Source organism: uncultured Intestinimonas sp. (genome assembly GCF_944387725.1).
Classification (GTDB): Bacteria; Bacillota; Clostridia; order Oscillospirales; family Oscillospiraceae; genus Intestinimonas.
On sequence record NZ_CALXGA010000050.1, the window covers coordinates 1 to 16,969 of the forward strand.

The 16,969-nt window shown below is 63.3% G+C and carries 18 protein-coding genes; 13 read left to right on the plus strand and 5 right to left on the minus strand.

Going from position 1 to position 16,969, the window contains the following annotated elements:
* The 5 genes from rplB to rpsJ all read right to left on the minus strand — a co-directional run.
* Nucleotides 1–710 (minus strand): 50S ribosomal protein L2 (rplB, locus tag Q0K09_RS07855; protein ID WP_294475018.1); only part of this gene is annotated, 710 nt, incomplete at its 3' end.
* A gap of 14 nt (nucleotides 711–724) precedes the next feature.
* Complete coding sequence (gene rplW, locus Q0K09_RS07860; RefSeq protein ID WP_204739344.1) at nucleotides 725–1,015, minus strand: 50S ribosomal protein L23; 291 nt, start codon at nucleotides 1,013–1,015, stop codon at nucleotides 725–727.
* Nucleotides 1,015–1,635, minus strand: coding sequence for a 50S ribosomal protein L4 (gene rplD, locus Q0K09_RS07865; RefSeq protein ID WP_294475024.1), 621 nt, complete (start codon nucleotides 1,633–1,635; stop codon nucleotides 1,015–1,017). The genes rplW and rplD overlap by 1 nt, the downstream gene beginning before the upstream one ends.
* Before the next feature lie 17 nt (nucleotides 1,636–1,652).
* Complete coding sequence (gene rplC / locus Q0K09_RS07870) at nucleotides 1,653–2,378, minus strand: 50S ribosomal protein L3 (protein WP_294475028.1); 726 nt, start codon at nucleotides 2,376–2,378, stop codon at nucleotides 1,653–1,655.
* A 244-nt stretch (nucleotides 2,379–2,622) separates the two neighbouring features.
* Nucleotides 2,623–2,937 (minus strand): 30S ribosomal protein S10, encoded by a 315-nt coding sequence (rpsJ, locus tag Q0K09_RS07875; protein WP_294475030.1) that lies wholly within the window; start codon nucleotides 2,935–2,937, stop codon nucleotides 2,623–2,625.
* A 535-nt stretch (nucleotides 2,938–3,472) separates the two neighbouring features.
* Between rpsJ and Q0K09_RS07880 the strand changes: the two genes are divergently transcribed.
* The 13 genes from Q0K09_RS07880 to Q0K09_RS07940 all read left to right on the plus strand — a co-directional run bounded on the left by Q0K09_RS07880 (nucleotide 3,473) and on the right by Q0K09_RS07940 (nucleotide 15,933).
* Nucleotides 3,473–3,925: a MarR family transcriptional regulator gene (locus tag Q0K09_RS07880; RefSeq protein ID WP_294475032.1), complete on the plus strand. Its 453-nt coding sequence runs from the start codon at nucleotides 3,473–3,475 to the stop codon at nucleotides 3,923–3,925.
* Nucleotides 3,926–3,964: 39 nt separating this feature from the next.
* Nucleotides 3,965–5,026: a putative glycoside hydrolase gene (locus Q0K09_RS07885; protein ID WP_294475034.1), complete on the plus strand. Its 1,062-nt coding sequence runs from the start codon at nucleotides 3,965–3,967 to the stop codon at nucleotides 5,024–5,026.
* 644 nt (nucleotides 5,027–5,670) lie between these two features.
* The gene (locus tag Q0K09_RS07890; protein WP_294475036.1) at nucleotides 5,671–5,985 is read left to right on the plus strand and encodes a hypothetical protein; all 315 of its coding nucleotides are present in this window, start codon (nucleotides 5,671–5,673) and stop codon (nucleotides 5,983–5,985) included.
* Nucleotides 5,985–7,940 carry a V-type ATP synthase subunit I gene (locus Q0K09_RS07895; RefSeq protein ID WP_294475039.1) on the plus strand — a complete coding sequence of 652 codons (1,956 nt, stop codon included), beginning with the start codon at nucleotides 5,985–5,987 and terminating at the stop codon, nucleotides 7,938–7,940. Before Q0K09_RS07890 ends, Q0K09_RS07895 begins: the two co-directional genes overlap by 1 nt.
* 1 nt (nucleotide 7,941) lies before the next feature.
* Nucleotides 7,942–8,430: a V-type ATP synthase subunit K gene (locus Q0K09_RS07900; protein WP_294475040.1), complete on the plus strand. Its 489-nt coding sequence runs from the start codon at nucleotides 7,942–7,944 to the stop codon at nucleotides 8,428–8,430.
* 45 nt (nucleotides 8,431–8,475) lie between these two features.
* Nucleotides 8,476–9,162: a V-type ATP synthase subunit E family protein gene (locus Q0K09_RS07905; protein WP_294475042.1), complete on the plus strand. Its 687-nt coding sequence runs from the start codon at nucleotides 8,476–8,478 to the stop codon at nucleotides 9,160–9,162.
* A 33-nt stretch (nucleotides 9,163–9,195) separates the two neighbouring features.
* On the plus strand, nucleotides 9,196–10,191 hold the full coding sequence (locus Q0K09_RS07910) for a V-type ATPase subunit (protein WP_294475044.1): 996 nt from the start codon (nucleotides 9,196–9,198) through the stop codon (nucleotides 10,189–10,191).
* Nucleotides 10,184–10,504 (plus strand): V-type ATP synthase subunit F, encoded by a 321-nt coding sequence (locus tag Q0K09_RS07915; protein WP_294475047.1) that lies wholly within the window; start codon nucleotides 10,184–10,186, stop codon nucleotides 10,502–10,504. The genes Q0K09_RS07910 and Q0K09_RS07915 overlap by 8 nt, the downstream gene beginning before the upstream one ends.
* A gap of 49 nt (nucleotides 10,505–10,553) precedes the next feature.
* A complete protein-coding gene (locus tag Q0K09_RS07920; protein WP_294475049.1) occupies nucleotides 10,554–12,335 on the plus strand; it encodes a V-type ATP synthase subunit A in 1,782 nt (593 codons plus the stop codon).
* A complete protein-coding gene (locus Q0K09_RS07925; protein ID WP_294475050.1) occupies nucleotides 12,332–13,714 on the plus strand; it encodes a V-type ATP synthase subunit B in 1,383 nt (460 codons plus the stop codon). Before Q0K09_RS07920 ends, Q0K09_RS07925 begins: the two co-directional genes overlap by 4 nt.
* Nucleotides 13,715–13,717: 3 nt before the next feature.
* Complete coding sequence (locus Q0K09_RS07930; protein WP_294475052.1) at nucleotides 13,718–14,431, plus strand: V-type ATP synthase subunit D; 714 nt, start codon at nucleotides 13,718–13,720, stop codon at nucleotides 14,429–14,431.
* Between the two features lie 311 nt (nucleotides 14,432–14,742).
* The gene (locus Q0K09_RS07935) at nucleotides 14,743–15,315 is read left to right on the plus strand and encodes a recombinase family protein (RefSeq protein WP_294475053.1); all 573 of its coding nucleotides are present in this window, start codon (nucleotides 14,743–14,745) and stop codon (nucleotides 15,313–15,315) included.
* A 141-nt stretch (nucleotides 15,316–15,456) separates the two neighbouring features.
* The gene (locus Q0K09_RS07940; RefSeq protein WP_294475056.1) at nucleotides 15,457–15,933 is read left to right on the plus strand and encodes a hypothetical protein; all 477 of its coding nucleotides are present in this window, start codon (nucleotides 15,457–15,459) and stop codon (nucleotides 15,931–15,933) included.
* The last annotated feature ends 1,036 nt before the right edge of the window (nucleotides 15,934–16,969 follow it).

Genomic DNA, 16,969 nt, shown 5'->3' on the forward strand with positions numbered 1-16,969 from the left:
TCGCCGCCGCCGTGGGGGTGGTCGTTGGGGTTCATGACCGAGCCGCGGACGGTGGGCCGCCAGCCCATGTGGCGCTTCCGGCCGGCCTTGCCGATCTGGATGTTGGCGTGGTCGGTGTTGCCCACCTGGCCGATGGTGGCCTTGCAGTTCTCGCGGATATAGCGCACCTCGCCGGAGGGGAGGCGGACCTGAGCCATGCCGTTCTCCTTGGCCATCAGCTGAGCGGCCACGCCGGCGGCGCGGACCAGCTGAGCGCCCTTGCCGGGGTAGAGCTCGATGTTGTGGATCATCTCGCCCACGGGGATGTTGGCGATGGGCAGGCAGTTGCCGGGGAGAATGTCGGCCTCGGGGCCGGAGACGATCTTGTGGCCGGGCTTGAGGCCCACAGGGGCCAGGATATAGGCCTTCTCGCCGTCGGCGTACTGGATGAGGGCGATGTTGGCGGAGCGGTTGGGGTCGTACTCCAGGCGGATCACCGTGGCCTCCACGCCGTCCTTCTGGCGCTTGAAGTCGATGATGCGGTACTTGCGCTTGTTGCCGCCGCCCCGGTGGCGGACGGTGATGCGGCCGTAGCTGTTGCGCCCGGCGTTCTTCTTCAGGTTCTCAATCAGGCTGCGCTCGGGCTTGGCCTTCTTGTCGATGCCCTCGAAGGCCGACACGGTCATGTGGCGGCGGGAGGGCGTCGTGGGCTTATAGGTCTTGATTGCCATTCCTCTTCTCCTCCTTACGCCTCAAAGAACTCGATGGCCTTGGAGTCGGCGGTCAGGGTGACCATGGCCTTCTTCCAGGAGGCACGGCGGCCGGCGGGGTAGCGGCCCAGGCGCTTCTCCTTGCCATACATGTTAATGGTGTTGACCTTGGCCACCTTCACACCAAAGATCTCCTCCACCGCCTTGGCGATCTCGATCTTGTTGGCGTCCTTGGCGACCTCAAAGGTGTAGCGCTTGTCCTCGGTCATCGACATGGACTTCTCGGTGATGATGGGGCGCTTGATGATGTCATATGCCTTCGTCATTACGCGAACACCTCCTCGATGACGGCCAGCGCAGCCTTGTCCACGATGAGCTGGTTGGCGTTGAGAATGTCATAGACATTGATGAGCTTGGCGGTGGTGGTGGAGACGCCGGGGATGTTCCGGGCCGACTTGACCACGTTCATGTTGACCTCGGGGGTAACCAGCACGGCCTTGCCCGCCTTCACGGCGGTGAGGAAGTTCTGGATGCCCTTGGTCTTGATCTCAGGGACGTTCAGCTCGTCCACCACGATGACGCTCCCCTCGGCGGCCTTGGCAGAGAGGACCGACTTCAGGGCCAGCCGGCGCACCTTCTTGTTGAGGGAATAGCGGTAGGAGCGGGGCTTGGGGGCGAAGACGACGCCGCCGTGGGTCCACTGGGGGGCCCGGGTGGAGCCCTGACGGGCCCGGCCGGTGCCCTTCTGGCGGTAGGGCTTGATGCCGCCGCCGGAGACCTCTGCGCGGGTGAGGGCGGACTGGGTGCCCTGGCGGCAGTTGGCCAGGTGGTTCTTCACGACGGCATGAACCACGGCCTCGTTGGGCTCGATCCCGAACACAGCTTCGGAGAGCTCCACCTCGCCGACAGGAGCGCCGGACATGTTGACAACAGTTGCCTTAGGCATTTGGTTTCTCTCCTTTCTTACTTGTTACGGGCGGAGGCCTTCTGGGGATTGACGCGGGCGGAGGCCTTCTGCGGGTTGACGCTGGCGTTGGCTGCGGCGCCCTTCTCCTTGACATTGATGACACTGTTTCTCAGATACACAATGCCGCCCTTGGGACCGGGGACGGCGCCCCGGACGGCGATGATTCCCAGCTCGGGGTCCACCTTCACCACGTCCAGGTTCAGCACGGTGACCTGCTCGCTGCCCATGTGGCCGGCGCCCTTGGTCCCCTTGAAAATCCGGGAGGGATCGGTGGCCGATCCCACGGAGCCCTGATGCCGGTGCACCGGGCCGCCGCCGTGGGTCATGCGCTTGATGGCGAAGCCGTGGCGCTTGACCACGCCGGCGTAGCCCTTGCCCTTGCTGACGCCGGTGACGTCCACCCGGTCGCCCTCGGCAAAGGCGTCCGCCTTGACCTCGTCGCCCACGTTCATGCCGGCGGCGCCGGAGAGCTTGAACTCCTTGAGGTGCTTCTTGCGGGCGCCGCCCGCCTTCTTGAGATGTCCGATCTGGGGCTTGGTGAGCTTCTTCTCGGCGACGTCCTCGAAGCCCAGCTGCACGGCCTCATAGCCGTCCTTCTCAGCCGTCTTCTTCTGCACCACGGTGCAGGGCCCCGCCTCGATGACGGTGACGGGGATGACGCGGCCGGCTTCATCGAAGATCTGGGACATGCCCACTTTCTTGCCGATGATCGCCTTTTCCATAGTGTGACTTCCTCCTTGTTAAGGTTATTGGTCGGGAGAGATGCCCATCGGGCTGGCATTGCTCTGCCGACTTGACCCGTCCGCCTCCAAAACGCGGCGGACTGCGGTGCTGACTTCGTCGCAAGGCCCGCTTCGTTCCGCATTCCCCCAACCCGGGGAAAGCCTCCCTGCGCTGCCTTGTTCCTCCCCTCCGGTGCGCGGCCCCCTTCCAGGCGCTGCCCCGGCTTGGGGAAACCCGCGGGAATCAGAGCTTGATCTCGATCTCCACGCCGGCGGGGAGCTCCAGGGCCATCAGGGCCTCCACGGTCTTGGGGGAGGGCTTGATGACGTCGATGAGGCGCTTGTGGGTGCGGCGCTCGAACTGCTCCCGGGAGTCCTTGTACTTGTGTACGGCCCGCAGAATGGTGACGACCTCCTTCTTGGTGGGAAGGGGCACGGGACCGGACACGGTGGAGCCAGTGCGCTTGGCGGTCTCCACGATCTTCTCGGCGCTCTGGTCGATGAGCTGGTGGTCGTAGGCCTTGAGGCGGATGCGGATCATTTCCTTCTGAGCTGCCATGGTGGTTCCTCCTTAAAAACATACGAAGTGGTGCTTTGTCCTGCCGCTCCGTACGGTGAGAAATCTTTTTGAACACTCTTCCGTGCGTATCACTCCCAGGCATGAACGAAGCCGGCAACCACAGGGAGCCGGCCGTCGCACTCACGCCCCCGGCGATATACGCCGAGCGCTTGATTCCTCAGCCGCCCGATCAACGGACATACTCCGCGGAAGTTACCTCATTGCTGAGCAATCTCCCGCATCATCGCAGACTGCGCCCTAAACAGGCGCTTGACTATGATATAATAAACCGGAGGCGATGTCAAGCACAAATCCCACAAGAATTCCCGCCCATGCGGGCTTTTTTCGGCATCGCACACAATGGTCCGGTCCTTTCCCATTTCCATATTCTATACCGCCGGGAAACATTATAAACATTTCGTGAACCTTTCCCGGAGAGAATTGACGAACTCCGAAGAAAGGGATATGCTTTGTTCGCATACGAAATGCGAGAGCAGTCCCACCGGCGCTCAGCGCCCCCCAGAAAGGAGTCCCCATGCGAAACGGTTCCAGCGATCTCCTCATGACCTATCTCCGGGTCAGCCAGCACATGTCCCGCCTCTTCCGGGAGCACTTCGGCCGCCTGCACCTGACCTTCCCCCAGGCCCTGGTCCTCTCCGTCCTGGGGGAGGAGGGCCCCCTGCCCATCAGCGCCCTGGCCGAGCGCACCGGCAGCGCCAACTCCACCGTCTCCGGCATTGTGGACCGGCTGGAGAAGCTGGAGCTGGCCCGGCGGGAGCGCTCCGGCCTGGACCGGCGGGTGATTCTGGTGGCCGCCACCGAGCAATATGAGACCCTGCGGCAGCGGGCCGTCACCGATGTGGGGGGATATTTCAGCTCCGTCCTGGCCACCCTGTCCCAGGAGGAGCGGGCCATGGTGGCCCAGGCCCTGAGCAAGCTGGACGAGGCCCTGCTGGCCAAGGAACAGGAGGGGACGGCCGCCGGCTGAGGGCCGCCGGTCAATACAGGCAAAGGAAGGGAATCCGAGATGAGAAGACAATACGGCTACCACACCTACCGGGGGCGCAGCCCCCTCCGCTCCGCCTTGAAGGCGCTGATCGCGGTGTTGGCGGTGCTGCTGGTCCTGAGTCTGGCGGCGGTCTTCGTGCTCCAGCAGTATATGGTCTATTCCGCCGACGGGGCCAGGGTCCAGCTCCCCTGGTCCAACCCCGACCCTGTTTCCACGGCGGAGGCGCCCTCCCCCTCTCCCACCTCCTCGGAGCCCCTGGTGGTGGTCACCCCGGAGCCCGCCGCCCAGGAGCCCATCCACGCCATCTCCCTGCCGGAGAGCGCCCTCACCGACGGCGCCGCCCTCCAGGAGGTGGAGGCGGCGGGGGGCAGCGCCGCCCTCTTTGATATGAAGACCGATGAGGGGACCCTGGCCTTTACTTCGGCCCAGGCCCTGGCTGTGGAGACCGGGGTAAACGCCCCGGAGGGCCGCAACGCCGCCATTCAGGCCCTCAATGAGACAGAGGGGCTCTACACCGTGGCCCGGGTGTCCTGTTTCCGGGACAACACCGTCCCCAGGACCCACCCGGAGCTGGCCCTGCGCTCCTCCATTGGCAACTGGCGGGACGACGGCTACCGCTGGTTCAGCCCCGCCTACCCGGAGGCCCGGAGCTATATCACCGGCATCTGCCTGGAGCTGGCTGGGCTGGGCTTCGACGAGATTCTGCTGGACTGGGCCTGCTACCCCGTCAGCGGCAAGATCAACCTCATCGTCCAGGGGGAGGCCTACGACCCCGCCACCCTGTCCCAGACCCTCTCGGACTTCTACGCCCAGCTCCAATCCGACCTGGAGGCCCTCTATCCAGAGGTCAAGCTCTCCGCCGTCCTCCCCGCTGAGGTGGGCCAGGAGAGCAGCAGCGGCCAGACCCCCGCTCTGGCGGAGTACCTGGACCGGGTCTGGGTCTGGACCGACGCCCAGGCCCGACCCGCCCTGACCGCCCTGCTGTCCCAGTACGGCCTGGAGGACCCGGACAGCCAGCTGGTCCTTCTGGGGGCGGCGGGCCAGGCCGCCAAGAGCTGGGCCGTCTGGCCCGCCGCCTGAGCCCCTCCGGATCTGGCGGCAAGCCGCAAGATGTGCTTTCTTTGGCAGGAATGGACCGCCTTAGGGCTTGTTTGAAAATTGGCGATGTGTCCAGCAGCGAGGGATTTTGGGCCGCTGGCAAGCAATTTTGACCCAGGAATCCTGGCGGATTGCAAGGAAAAACTGCGCCGTCCAGGGGGCAAATGACCCGCCGGCTGGGCATGTTGACATGTTTCAAACAAGCCCTATGCCCACAGAAACGCCGGACCGCAGATGTGAACTGCCCCCAATTATGCAGACACTACAAAAAGCACCCTGTGGACTTGTGGGCATCCACGCCGCAGGCCGGTCTTCTCCCATCCCCATTCTCCGGAAGGGGCGTTTACGCAGTCGTCCCGCCGCCGGGGCTCCAAAAATTTTTTTACCAAAAAATCCTATTATATAAATGTAATTCCATTTATTTTTTGTTCTTTGTAGATTTTACCCATATTATACACTATATATTTATCTAAAGTGCCCCCATCTCTCCTTATTGGCCCCACCACTTCTGTGGAGTGGTTCATTTTCATGTTGATTTTACCTCTGAATTCGTGTATGATGAACTTGTATTCTGGAGCAGTTTTCCTCTTAGATGGGAAATACTGTGAGGGAAAGGCGGTGAAAGCATGTCTTTGGAAGCGGTCCAACAGGTAACGGAAACCGAGCGGAAGGCCCGGGAACGCAGAGCGGAAGCTGTGGAGCAGGCCAAGCGCCAGACGGCGGAGGCTGAGCGGGCCGGCCAGGCCCGGCTCTCCCAGGCCCGCTCGGAGGCCGAGGCCCAGGTCAAGGCCATGTTCGTCCAGGCGGAGGAGGCCGCCGCAGCGGACACAGCGGCCGTGATGGAGGAGACGCAGCGCGCCTGCGGCGCCCTGCGCCGGGAGGCGGAGGGGCGTCTGGAGGACGCGGCGGCACTCATCATCAGAAAGGTGGTGGGCGGCTGATGGCAATCGTCAAAATGAAACGGCTGAGGCTTTTCGGCATGGCCTCGGACCGGGAGGAGCTGCTGCGGCAGCTCCAGCACCTGGGCTGCGTCCAGGTCCAGGAGCCCGCCGGCCTGCTCTCTGACCCGGCCTGGAGCGCCTTCACCCGGGTGGATGACACCGCTCTGGCGGACACCAGGGCCAGGGCCGACGGCCTCAAGGCCGCTCTGGACCTCCTCAAGCACTACGCCCCGGCCAAAGGGGGCTTCCTCAAGCCCCGGCCCCAGGTCACGGAGAGGCAGCTCTTCGATGAGGAGACGCGCCGGACGGCCCTGACGGCAGCGGAGCGCATCCGGGACCAGGAGGCCCGCATCACGGCCATTCGCAGCGAGCTGAGCAAGCTCGCTGCCCAGAAGGCGGCCCTGGCTCCCTGGCTGGAGCTGGACATGGACTTGTCCCTGCCCTCCACCCGGGAGGTGTCGGTGACCTTCGGGGCCCTCTCCGCCTCGGCGGACCGGCAGGAGGTGGAGACCGCCCTGGCCGCCGCCGCCGGGCTGTGCCAGCTCCAGTGGGCGGGCCGGGACCGGGAGTTCCAGTATGTGCTGGTCCTGTGCCACCGGAAGGCGGAGGAGGCGGCCTTTGAGCTGCTGAAGACCTACGGCTATACGCCGGTCTCCCTCCGGGGCTGGCAGGGCACGGCCAGGGACAACACCGACCGGCTGGAGGCCCAGATGGAGGCCCTCACCCAGGAACAGACCGCGTGCCGGGAGGCCATTGTCCGGGAGGCCCCCCACCGGGAGGCGCTGAAGCTCTGCCTCGACCGGGTGGATCAGGACATCCAGCGGGAGGAGGTCAAGGGCCGGCTGCTGACCTCGGGCGCCACCCTCTTTCTGGAGGGCTGGGTGCCGGCGGAGCGGCTGGGGGAGCTGGAGGCCCTGCTGGGCCGCTATGCCGCAGCCTGGGAGGCCGTGGACCCCGACCCGGAGGCGTACGGCCAGGTGCCCATCCAGCTCAAGAACAACGCCTTTACCCGGCCCTTGAACATGGTCACGGAGATGTACTCCCTGCCGGCCTACGGCGGGCTGGACCCCAACCCCCTGATGGCCCCCTTCTTCATCCTGTTCTACGGGATCATGATGGCCGACATGGGGTACGGTTTGGTGATGATGCTCACCGCCCTGGTGGTGCTGAAAAAGGCCCGGCCCAAGGGGACGGCCAACTACCTCTTCTCCCTCATGGGGCTGTGCGGCATCTCCACCTTTGTGATGGGGGCCCTCACCGGCGGCTTCTTTGGGGACTTCCTCACCCAGTTGTTTGGAATCATCAACCCGGAGAGCACCTTTGAGCTCCCCTACCTCTTTAACCCCCTCAACGACACCATCGCCATCCTCATCGGCTCCCTGGTGCTGGGCTTTGTGCAGATTATCACCGGCATGGCCATCAGCTTCGTCAAGCAGACCCGGGAGGGGCACTTCCTGGACGCCCTCTTGAACGAGGGGACCTGGTGGGTCATCTACGCCGGCGCCGCCCTGGCCATCCTGGGCGTGGGCAGCGTGGCGGGGGTTCCGGTGGTGCTGGCGGCGGGCGGCGTGATGCTGGTCATCGGCTGCGCCCGGCAGACCAAGGGCCCCGCCCTCATTGGCGCCATCGTCAAGGCCCTCTACGACGGGGTCACCGGCATCTTCAGCGACGTGCTCTCCTACTCCCGGCTCATGGCCCTGATGCTCTCAGGGAGCATCATCGCCTCGGTGTTCAACACCCTGGGCTCCATCACCGGCAACGTCATCGGCTTTGTGATCATCGCCATGATCGGCAACGCCCTGAACTTCGGGCTGAACATTCTGGGCTGCTTCGTCCACGACCTGCGGCTCCAGTGCCTGGAGTTTTTTGGAAAGTTCTATCAGGACGGCGGAAAGCCCTTCCGCCCCCTGGCCGTCAACACGAAATTTGTGGACATTATAAAGGAGGAAAATTGACATGGCTGACTTTATTGCGCAATTCGGCGGCATTGGTCTGGCGTTCCTGGGGGCCGCTCTGGCGGTGGGCCTGAGCTGCGTGGGCTCCGCCAAGGGCACCGGCATCACCGGCGAGGCCGCCACAGGCGTCCTGAGCGAAAACCCCGAGCACTTCTCCAAGTGCCTCATCCTCCAGGTCATCCCCGGCACCCAGGGCCTGTACGGCCTGGTCATCTGGTTCTTTGCCCTCTACACCATGGGGGCCTTCTCCGGCGGCATTCAGCCCCTGACCGTCACCCAGGGCCTGACCATCTTTGTCTCCTGCCTGCCCATGGCCATGGGCGGCTGGCGCTCTGCCATCTACCAGGGCCGGGTGGCCGCCGCCTCCATCAACATCGTGGCCAAGCAGCCCAACGACTGGTCCAAGGGCATCATCCTCTGCGTCATCGTGGAGTTCTACGCCATTTTGTCCCTGCTGGCCTCCATCCTGCTGCTGATGAACGCCCTGTAACCCCCCTTGGGCCGTGTCAAAACAGGAAGGAAAGGCGGTAACCCAATGAACGGAATCGAAAAGATCACCGGCCAGATCGACGCCGACCTCCAAAAGGAGCTCGACGACCTGAAGGCCCAGACCCAGACCCGGGCGGCGGAGATCACGGCCGGCTACGACCGGCAGGCTCAGGAGCTGACCCAGTCCATTCTGGAGCGGGGGCGGCGGGAGGCTGATCTGCGCCGGGAGCGGCTGGACAGCGTGGCTCAGCTGGAGGCCCGGAAGCTGACCCTCTCGGCCAAACAGGAGATGGTGGCCCGCGCCTTCGACCTGGCCCTCCAGAAGCTCACCGAGCTGCCGGAGGCGGACTACATTGCCCTGCTGGCCCGGCTGGCGGTGGAGGCATCCCGCACCGGACGGGAGCAGGTCATCTTCTCCCAGAAGGACCGGGCCCGCTACGGCAAACAGGTGGTGACCCAGGCCAATGAGATTCTGGCCAAGCGGGTGGCCCCCAAGCTGCCGGAGGACCTGACGGCCTCCCGGGCCGGGGCCGTGCTGGACCGGGTGGTCACCGGGGCCTCGGCGGTGCTCTCTGGCACCGGGATGCTCACCGTGGCCGAGGAGATCCGCCCCATGGCCGGCGGCCTCATCCTGCGGGACGGCCGGGTGGAGTCCAACTGCTCCTTTGAGGTGCTCATCCGCCTCCAGCGGGGGCCCCTCTCCGCCGAGGTGGCCAGGGTCCTCTTCCCGTGACCGCCCCCCGCCAGATGGAAAGGAGGGTGCCGTGTGGCCAAACGGCTGAATGAATACGACTATCTCTATATCTCCGCCCGCATCCACACCCTGGAGACCAAGCTGCTCACCCGGGAGCGGATGGAGCGGATGCTCTCCGCCCGCACCGCCGGGGAGGCCGCCCGGGTCCTCTCTGAGTGCGGATTCGGGGACTTCCCCGCCCTGACCCCCGCCGGCATCGAAGAGGGCCTGAACCGGGCCCGGCTGGCCCTCTTCGACGAGCTGCGCCGGGACGCCCCGGACCCCAACCTGGTGGACGTGTTCCGGGTCAAGTACGACTACCACAACGCCAAGGCCCTCCTCAAGGCCGAGGCCGTGGGCCGGGACGCCTCCTCCCTGCTGCTGGACGCCGGGCGCTACCCCGCCGGGCAGCTCCGGGAGGACTTTACCCAGCGGAACCTGGAGCGCTACAGCCCGGCCTTCCGGCAGGCGGTGGTCCAGGCCCGGGATACCCTGGCCTCCAGCGGCGACCCCCAGGCCGCCGACTTCATCCTGGACCGGGCCTACTACGAGGAGATGCTCCAGGCCGCCCAGGCCTCGGGCAGCGCCTTTCTGGAGGGCTATGTGCGCCTGTCCATCGACGGCGCCAATCTCCGCTCCCTGGTCCGGGCCCTGCGGATGGGCAAGGGGGCCGACTTCCTCCAACGGGCCCTTCTCCCCGGCGGGGACGTGCCCCTGGACCGGCTTTTGACCGCCGGGGGCGGGGAGCTGCCCGCCCTCTTCGCCCGGACGCCCCTGGAGGAGGCGGCCCAGGCCGGGGCGGAGACCCTGGGGGGCGGGCCCCTCACCCAGTTCGAGCGACTGTGCGACAACGCCCTCACCGCCTATCTCTCCCAGGCCCGGCGGGTCCCCTTTGGGGAGCACCCCCTCATCGGCTACCTCTACGCCAAGGAGAGCGAGCTGACCGCCATCCGGGTCATCCTCACCGGACAGCTGGCGGGCCTGGACACCGAGACCATTCGGGAAAGGCTGCGTGATAGCTATGTCTAACGAGACTTACCGCATCGCCGTCCTGGGGGACCAGGACAGCGTGCTGGGCTTTCAGGCCCTGGGCCTGGACGTCTACCCCGCCGAGACGGTGGAGGAGGCCCGCCCCATCCTCCACCGCCTGGCTCGGGAGAACACCGCCATCGTCTATCTCACCGAGGCGCTGGCCTCCGGCATGGAGGCCGAGATCGCCCGCTACAAGGACGCCCTGACCCCGGCCATCATCCTCATTCCCGGCAAGTCCGGCTCCCTGGGCATCGGCATGGCCAATGTGAAGAAGTCCGTGGAGCGGGCCGTGGGGGCGGACATCCTCTGATGTCTCCCCATCTCTTTTGCGAATTCACCGGAAAGAAGGTCGAACGAATTTGAGCAGCGGAACGATTGTAAAGGTCTCCGGGCCGCTGGTGGTGGCCACCGGACTCTCGGACGCCAACATGGCCGACGTGGTCCGGGTGGGCCAGCAGCGGCTCATCGGCGAGATTTTGACCATGAACGGGGACTCGGCCTCCATCCAGGTCTACGAGGAGACCTCCGGCCTGGGCCCCGGCGCGGCGGTGGAGACCACCGGCTCCCCCCTGTCGGTGGAGCTGGGCCCCGGCCTCATTGAAACCATCTACGACGGCATTCAGCGCCCCCTGGACGGCATTCTGAAAAAGGCCGGCAGCAACAACCTCCCCCGGGGCGTGGAGGTCCCCGCCCTGGACCCGGAAAAGAAGTGGGACTTTGTGGCTGCGGCCAAGCCCGGCGACCGGGTCAGCGGCGGCGACGTGCTGGGCGCCGTCCAGGAGACCAGCGCCGTCCTCCACAAGATCATGGTCCCCCCGGGGCTCAGCGGCACCCTGGAGTCCATCCGGTCGGGCTCCTTCACCATCCGGGACACGGTGGCCGTGCTGACGGATGACAAGAAGGGGCGCCAGGAGCTGACCATGGTGCAGAAGTGGCCCGTCCGGGTGGGCCGGCCCTACAAGCACAAGTACCCCCCCAAGACCCCCCTCCTCTCCGGCCAGCGGATTGTGGACGCCCTCTTCCCCGTGGCCAAGGGAGGCACCGCCGCCATTCCCGGCCCCTTCGGCTCGGGCAAGACCGTGATGCAGCACCAGCTGGCCAAGTGGTCGGATGTGGACATTGTGATCTACATCGGCTGCGGCGAGCGGGGCAACGAGATGACCGACGTGCTCCGGGAGTTCCCCGAGCTGGTGGACCCCCGCACGGGCCAGTCCCTGATGAAGCGCACGGTGCTCATCGCCAACACCTCCGACATGCCCGTGGCCGCCCGGGAGGCCTCCATCTACACCGGCATCACCATCGCCGAGTACTTCCGGGACATGGGCTACGACGTGGCCGTCATCGCCGACTCCACCTCCCGCTGGGCCGAGGCCCTGCGCGAAATGTCCGGCCGGCTGGAGGAAATGCCCGGCGAGGAGGGCTACCCCGCCTATCTGGCCTCCCGGCTGGCCCAGTTCTACGAGCGGGCCGGCTCGGTGGAGTGCCTCACCTCCCAGGGGGAGCGCCGGGGCAGCCTCACCGCCGTGGGAGCCGTCTCCCCCCCCGGCGGCGACCTCTCCGAGCCCGTGAGCCAGGGCACCATGCGGATTGTCAAGGTCTTCTGGGCCCTGGACTCCTCCCTGGCCTACCGCCGCCACTTCCCCGCCATCAACTGGCTCAACTCCTACTCCCTCTATCTGGACTCCCTAAAGCCCTGGTACGATGAGCACCTGGGGCCCCAGTTCATGGAGCACCGGGAGAAGGCCATGAGCATCCTCCAGGAGGAGGCCAGTCTCAACGAGATCGTCCAGCTGGTGGGCAAAGACTCCCTCTCCGCCGCCGACCAGCTCACCCTGGAGACGGCCAAGATGCTCCGGGAGGACTTCCTCCAGCAAAACGGCTTCCTGGAGGTGGACTGGTACTCCAGCTACGACCGGCAGGACAAGATGCTCTCCATGATTCTGGAGTACGACAAGCTCTGCCGGGCCGCCATTGAGAAGGGGGCCCCGGCCGCCCCCCTCTTCGCTATCCCCTTCCGGGAGCGGATGGGCCGGGCCAAGACCGTACCCGATGCCGATTACCCCGCCGTCTACGCCGATATGGCCCGGGAGATGGCGGAACAGATTGACGCCATTGCCGCCCAGGGAGGTGAGGAGCTGTGATTCGTGAATACCGTACCATCCAGGAGATCAACGGGCCCCTGATGCTGGTCCGGCAGGTCCAGGGGGTTTCCTATGACGAGTTGGGGGAGATCGAGCTCCCCGACGGCGCCCTCCGGCGCTGCCAGGTGCTGGAGGTCAACGGCGACAACGCCGTGGTTCAGCTCTTCGAGGCCTCCGCCGGCATCAATCTGGCCGAGTCCAAGATCCGCTTTTTGGGCCACCCCCTCCAGCTGGGCGTCTCCGGAGACATGCTGGGCCGGGTCTTCAACGGCATGGGCGTGCCCATCGACGGCGGCCCCGACATCCTGGCCGAGGCCTACCGGGACATCAACGGCCTGCCCATGAACCCCGCCGCCCGGGACTACCCCAACGAGTTCATTCAGACGGGCATCTCCACCATTGACGGCCTCAACACCCTAGTCCGGGGCCAGAAGCTGCCCATCTTCTCGGGCTCCGGCCTGCCCCACGCCGCCCTGGCCGCCCAGATTGCCCGTCAGGCCCGGGTGCTGGGGGACGATGCCGGCAACTTCGCCGTGGTCTTCGCCGCCATCGGCATCACCTTCGAAGAGGCCGACTTCTTCATCCAGGACTTCCGGCGCACCGGGGCCATTGACCGCACCGTCCTCTTCACCAACCTGGCCAACGACCCCGCCGTAGAGCGCATCGCCACCCCCCGGATGGCCCTCACCGCCGCAGAGTACCTGGCCTTCGACAAGGGGATGCACGTGCTGGTCATCCTCACCGACATCACCAACTATGCCGAGGCCCTCCGGGAGGTCTCGGCCGCCAAGAAGGAGGTCCCGGGCCGCCGGGGCTATCCAGGCTACCTCTACACCAACCTGGCCACCATCTACGAGCGGGCCGGCCGCCAGCTGGGCAAGCCCGGCTCCATCACCCTCATCCCCATCCTCACCATGCCGGAGGACGACAAAACCCACCCCATCCCCGACCTCACCGGCTATATCACCGAGGGGCAGATCATCCTCTCCCGGGAGCTCTACCGCAAGGGCGTGAATCCCCCGGTGGACGTGCTCCCCTCCCTGAGCCGTCTGAAGGACAAGGGCATCGGCGAGGGAAAGACCCGGGAGGACCACTCCGGCACCATGAACCAGCTCTTTGCCGCCTACGCCACCGGCAAGGAGAACAAGGAGCTCATGAGCATCCTGGGCGAGGCCGCCCTCTCCCCCACCGACCTGCTCTACGCCAAGTTCGCCGACGAGTTCGAGCGGCGCTATGTCAGCCAGGGCGGCGAGGAGAACCGCACCATCCAGGAGACCCTGGACCTGGGCTGGGAGCTGCTGAGCATCCTGCCCACCTCGGAGCTCAAGCGTATCAAGCCGGAGTATATTGACAAGTACCTCCCGAAAAAGGGGGAATAAGGGATGCCGGCCGTCCATGTGAATCCCACCCGGCAGGAGCTCACCCGGCTGAAAAACCGGCTGCGGACCTCCGTCCGGGGCCACAAGCTCCTGAAAGACAAGCGGGATGAGCTGATGAAGCAGTTTTTGGAGGTGGTCCGGGAGAACCGGGCCCTCCGGGCCAAGGTGGAGGCCGCCCTGATGCAGGCCCACGGCTCCTTCACCGTGGCCTCCGCCCTGATGTCCACCGAGATGCTCCAGCAGTCCCTCCTCTACCCCAAGCAGTCGGTGGAGCTCACCATGAGCTTTCAAAACGTCATGTCGGTGAACGTGCCCAAGTACCACTTCAAGACCAGAGACGCCCAGCCGGGGGATGTCTACCCCTACGGCTTCGCCGCCACCTCCGGCGCTCTGGACGACGCCGTGGACGCCCTCTCCGGGGTCTTTCAGGATATGCTCCGGCTGGCCGAGATGGAGAAGACCTCCCAGCTCCTGGCGGAGGAGATCGAAAAGACCCGCCGCCGGGTCAACGCCCTGGAGTATGTCAAAATCCCCCAGATGGAGGAGGCCATCAAGTATATCTCCATGAAGCTGGACGAAAACGAGCGCTCCGCCACCATCCGTTTGATGAAGGTGAAGGATATGTTACTGAAGGAAGCGATTGAAGACCGAAGGGCCGAAGACGCTAGAGCCGCAAGGGCTTTCGGGGCCTCTGGGGAAGCGCCCCAGGAGGTATAGAGGGCGGTTTTACCGTAATTTTACCGCTTCTACGATGGGACGAAAAAGAGAAAGATGGCACTGTTTGGCACAAGCCAGACAGTGCCATCTTTTTTTCATGCCTTTCCAACTGCTTCAAAAAGAGAAGGGGGAGTAAATGAAACAATGCACCGAAAGGGGTGTTCCAAATGTTCCAAATAAGTTTTTGGGACGCTCCATAGTGCCAAAAAGATGCTTGCTTGAAATGGGATACCTTTTCAGACGGCGCTTTATGGGACAGTTTTGGTGTTCTGCTTCATTTACAAAACTTCTTGAAATGGAGCGGTTGCAGTATGAAAGTGGGATATGTGCGGATCAGCACCAGGGAGCAGAACACAGCCCGTCAGGATGTTCTCATGGAGAAGTTGGGAGTGGAAAAGGTCTACACAGACAAGCTCAGTGGCAAGAATACCGAGCGCCCGGAGTTACAGAAGATGATGGATTTTGTGCGGGAGGGTGATATGGTGGTCGTGGAGAGTTTCTCCCGCTTTGCCCGGAACCTCCGTGACCTGCTGGACTTGACAGAGACATTAGAGAAGAAAGGCGTTCAGTTTATCAGCCAGAAGGAGCGCATTGACACCAGCGGCCCGGCAGGGCGGTTGATGCTGCAAATCTTTGGGGCGTTGGCGGAGTTTGAGCGGGAAACCATCTTAGAGCGTCAGGCGGAGGGGATCGCCGTTGCCAAAGCGGAGGGGCGCATGAATGGGAGGCCCAAGAAAGCAGTGGACACCTTTGAGGACGTTTACCGGGACTATGAGGACAAGAAGATAAGCGCCAGCGAGGGGGCCAGGAGGCTGGGTATTGCCCGGTCTACCTGGTATCGGAAGGTAAAGGAGTATGAAGCGGACGTGATACCGGGGTTTTAGGCAACACCGCCCATCTCACCAAACCAGAAGGGCATATTCCGGCTGTTCCGTCAGCAGACACCAGAGAAACCCAGCGTTATAGTTTAGTTGTGGTTGAGAGATAAGAGCTTGACCGACAACAAAAATGAAGGAGTGCTACTTATGGAAAAGAAGTTCATCATCAATCGGGTTGACCTGGGGCAGAGAGTGACCGGCTATGAGGTCTTTAACCCCGCTGTGAACGGTGGCGAGGTTATCGGTATGACGGCCAAACAGCTGTGCGAGGCGGTCAAGGCCGGGGAGGTGCTGGGGATGGTACTGGATAGCAACGGCGGTCTGGTGCTGGATACAGCCAGAGGGTTCAAGGCAATCATGGTGAAAACTGGGATTGGGACACTGACCAGCACAGACCCCTCAGCCGTGGCGAACCTAATGTACACGGTTTACAAAAGGGAGGGCGACAATTTCAAAGTGATCTCCTCCCGGTTTGGCAGACAGACCTTCTGTGCCGACAAGATTAAAGCCCTCCTTGACCTGGGAGCCGTGAATGGTGTGGTGTTGGACGGTGACGCCATCAAGTGTTCCTGGGAGATGGAGGACGCCGCCCCGGCCAAGGGCAAGGAGGCCGTCAAAAAATGAGAGAGCAGAGAGCGGGCCGCCCGGTGATGGGTGGCCCGCTCCTCTCAAAGGGAGGTGACAGCGTTGGAGATGTTGGTGGTGCTGGTGATTGGTTTGGTGGGGCTCCTGGGGATCCTGGGAGTGACCCGTGGGCTTTTGGAGTTGGCTGTGGATCCAGAGAGGGACGAGGGCCAGGAGGGGCCACAGCAAGTCCCAGGGGGTGAGAACGGGGTGTAAGAGAGCAGAGGGAGGGATGGTCAGGGACAGATAGAAAAAACAGGGGGTACAGTGTCAGCACCAGCATTTCAGGAAAAAGAATTGCTTTTCTGATGAAACACAGGAGGGGGCAAAAACTGCCGCCAGCAGTTGAAAAATATAGGTAGCAGAGAAGATTTCCCCGCTGGTGCAGTTTGGTGAAATTGGGTGAGCAGTCAGGGCGGTTTCAGCGTGTATTTTTGGGGGTGAGAAATTTTCACTTGGCGAGTGCATAGAAAATGAGGGGGTACAGGTTACCAGGTTACCAAAAATTTTGAGTTTATAGGTACAGGGGGAATAGAGGTGGGCAGGTTACCAGGTTACCACTTTTGAGATGGATAAGGCGGCTGACAAAAACGGAAATTGAAGCATTTAGAAATGGAAAATAGGTGTAGCATAGTATAAGTGGATGATATCAATAGGAAATAGATATAAATGTACATTTTGCGGAGAAGTACATACAGCGGACTTAGATTGAGAGTACATGAAAATGGGGGGAATGTGTAGACATGATATATTCAAATAGGGCAAATGAAGATATGAAGCTACAATAAGGGCTTTTGCTAGGGCTTGTTTGAAAATTGGCGATGTGTCCGGCAGCGAGGGATTTTGGGCCGCTGGCAAGCAATTTTTTCGCAGGAATCCTGGCGGATTTCAAGGAAAAACTGCGCCGTCCAGGGGACAAAAGACCCGCTGATTGGGCATGTTGACATTTTTCAAACAAGCCCTAGGGCTTGTTTGAAAAATAAAAGTTGCACAAAAGGAGCAGATATGCGAAACTAGAGGTATGAAACACTATGAA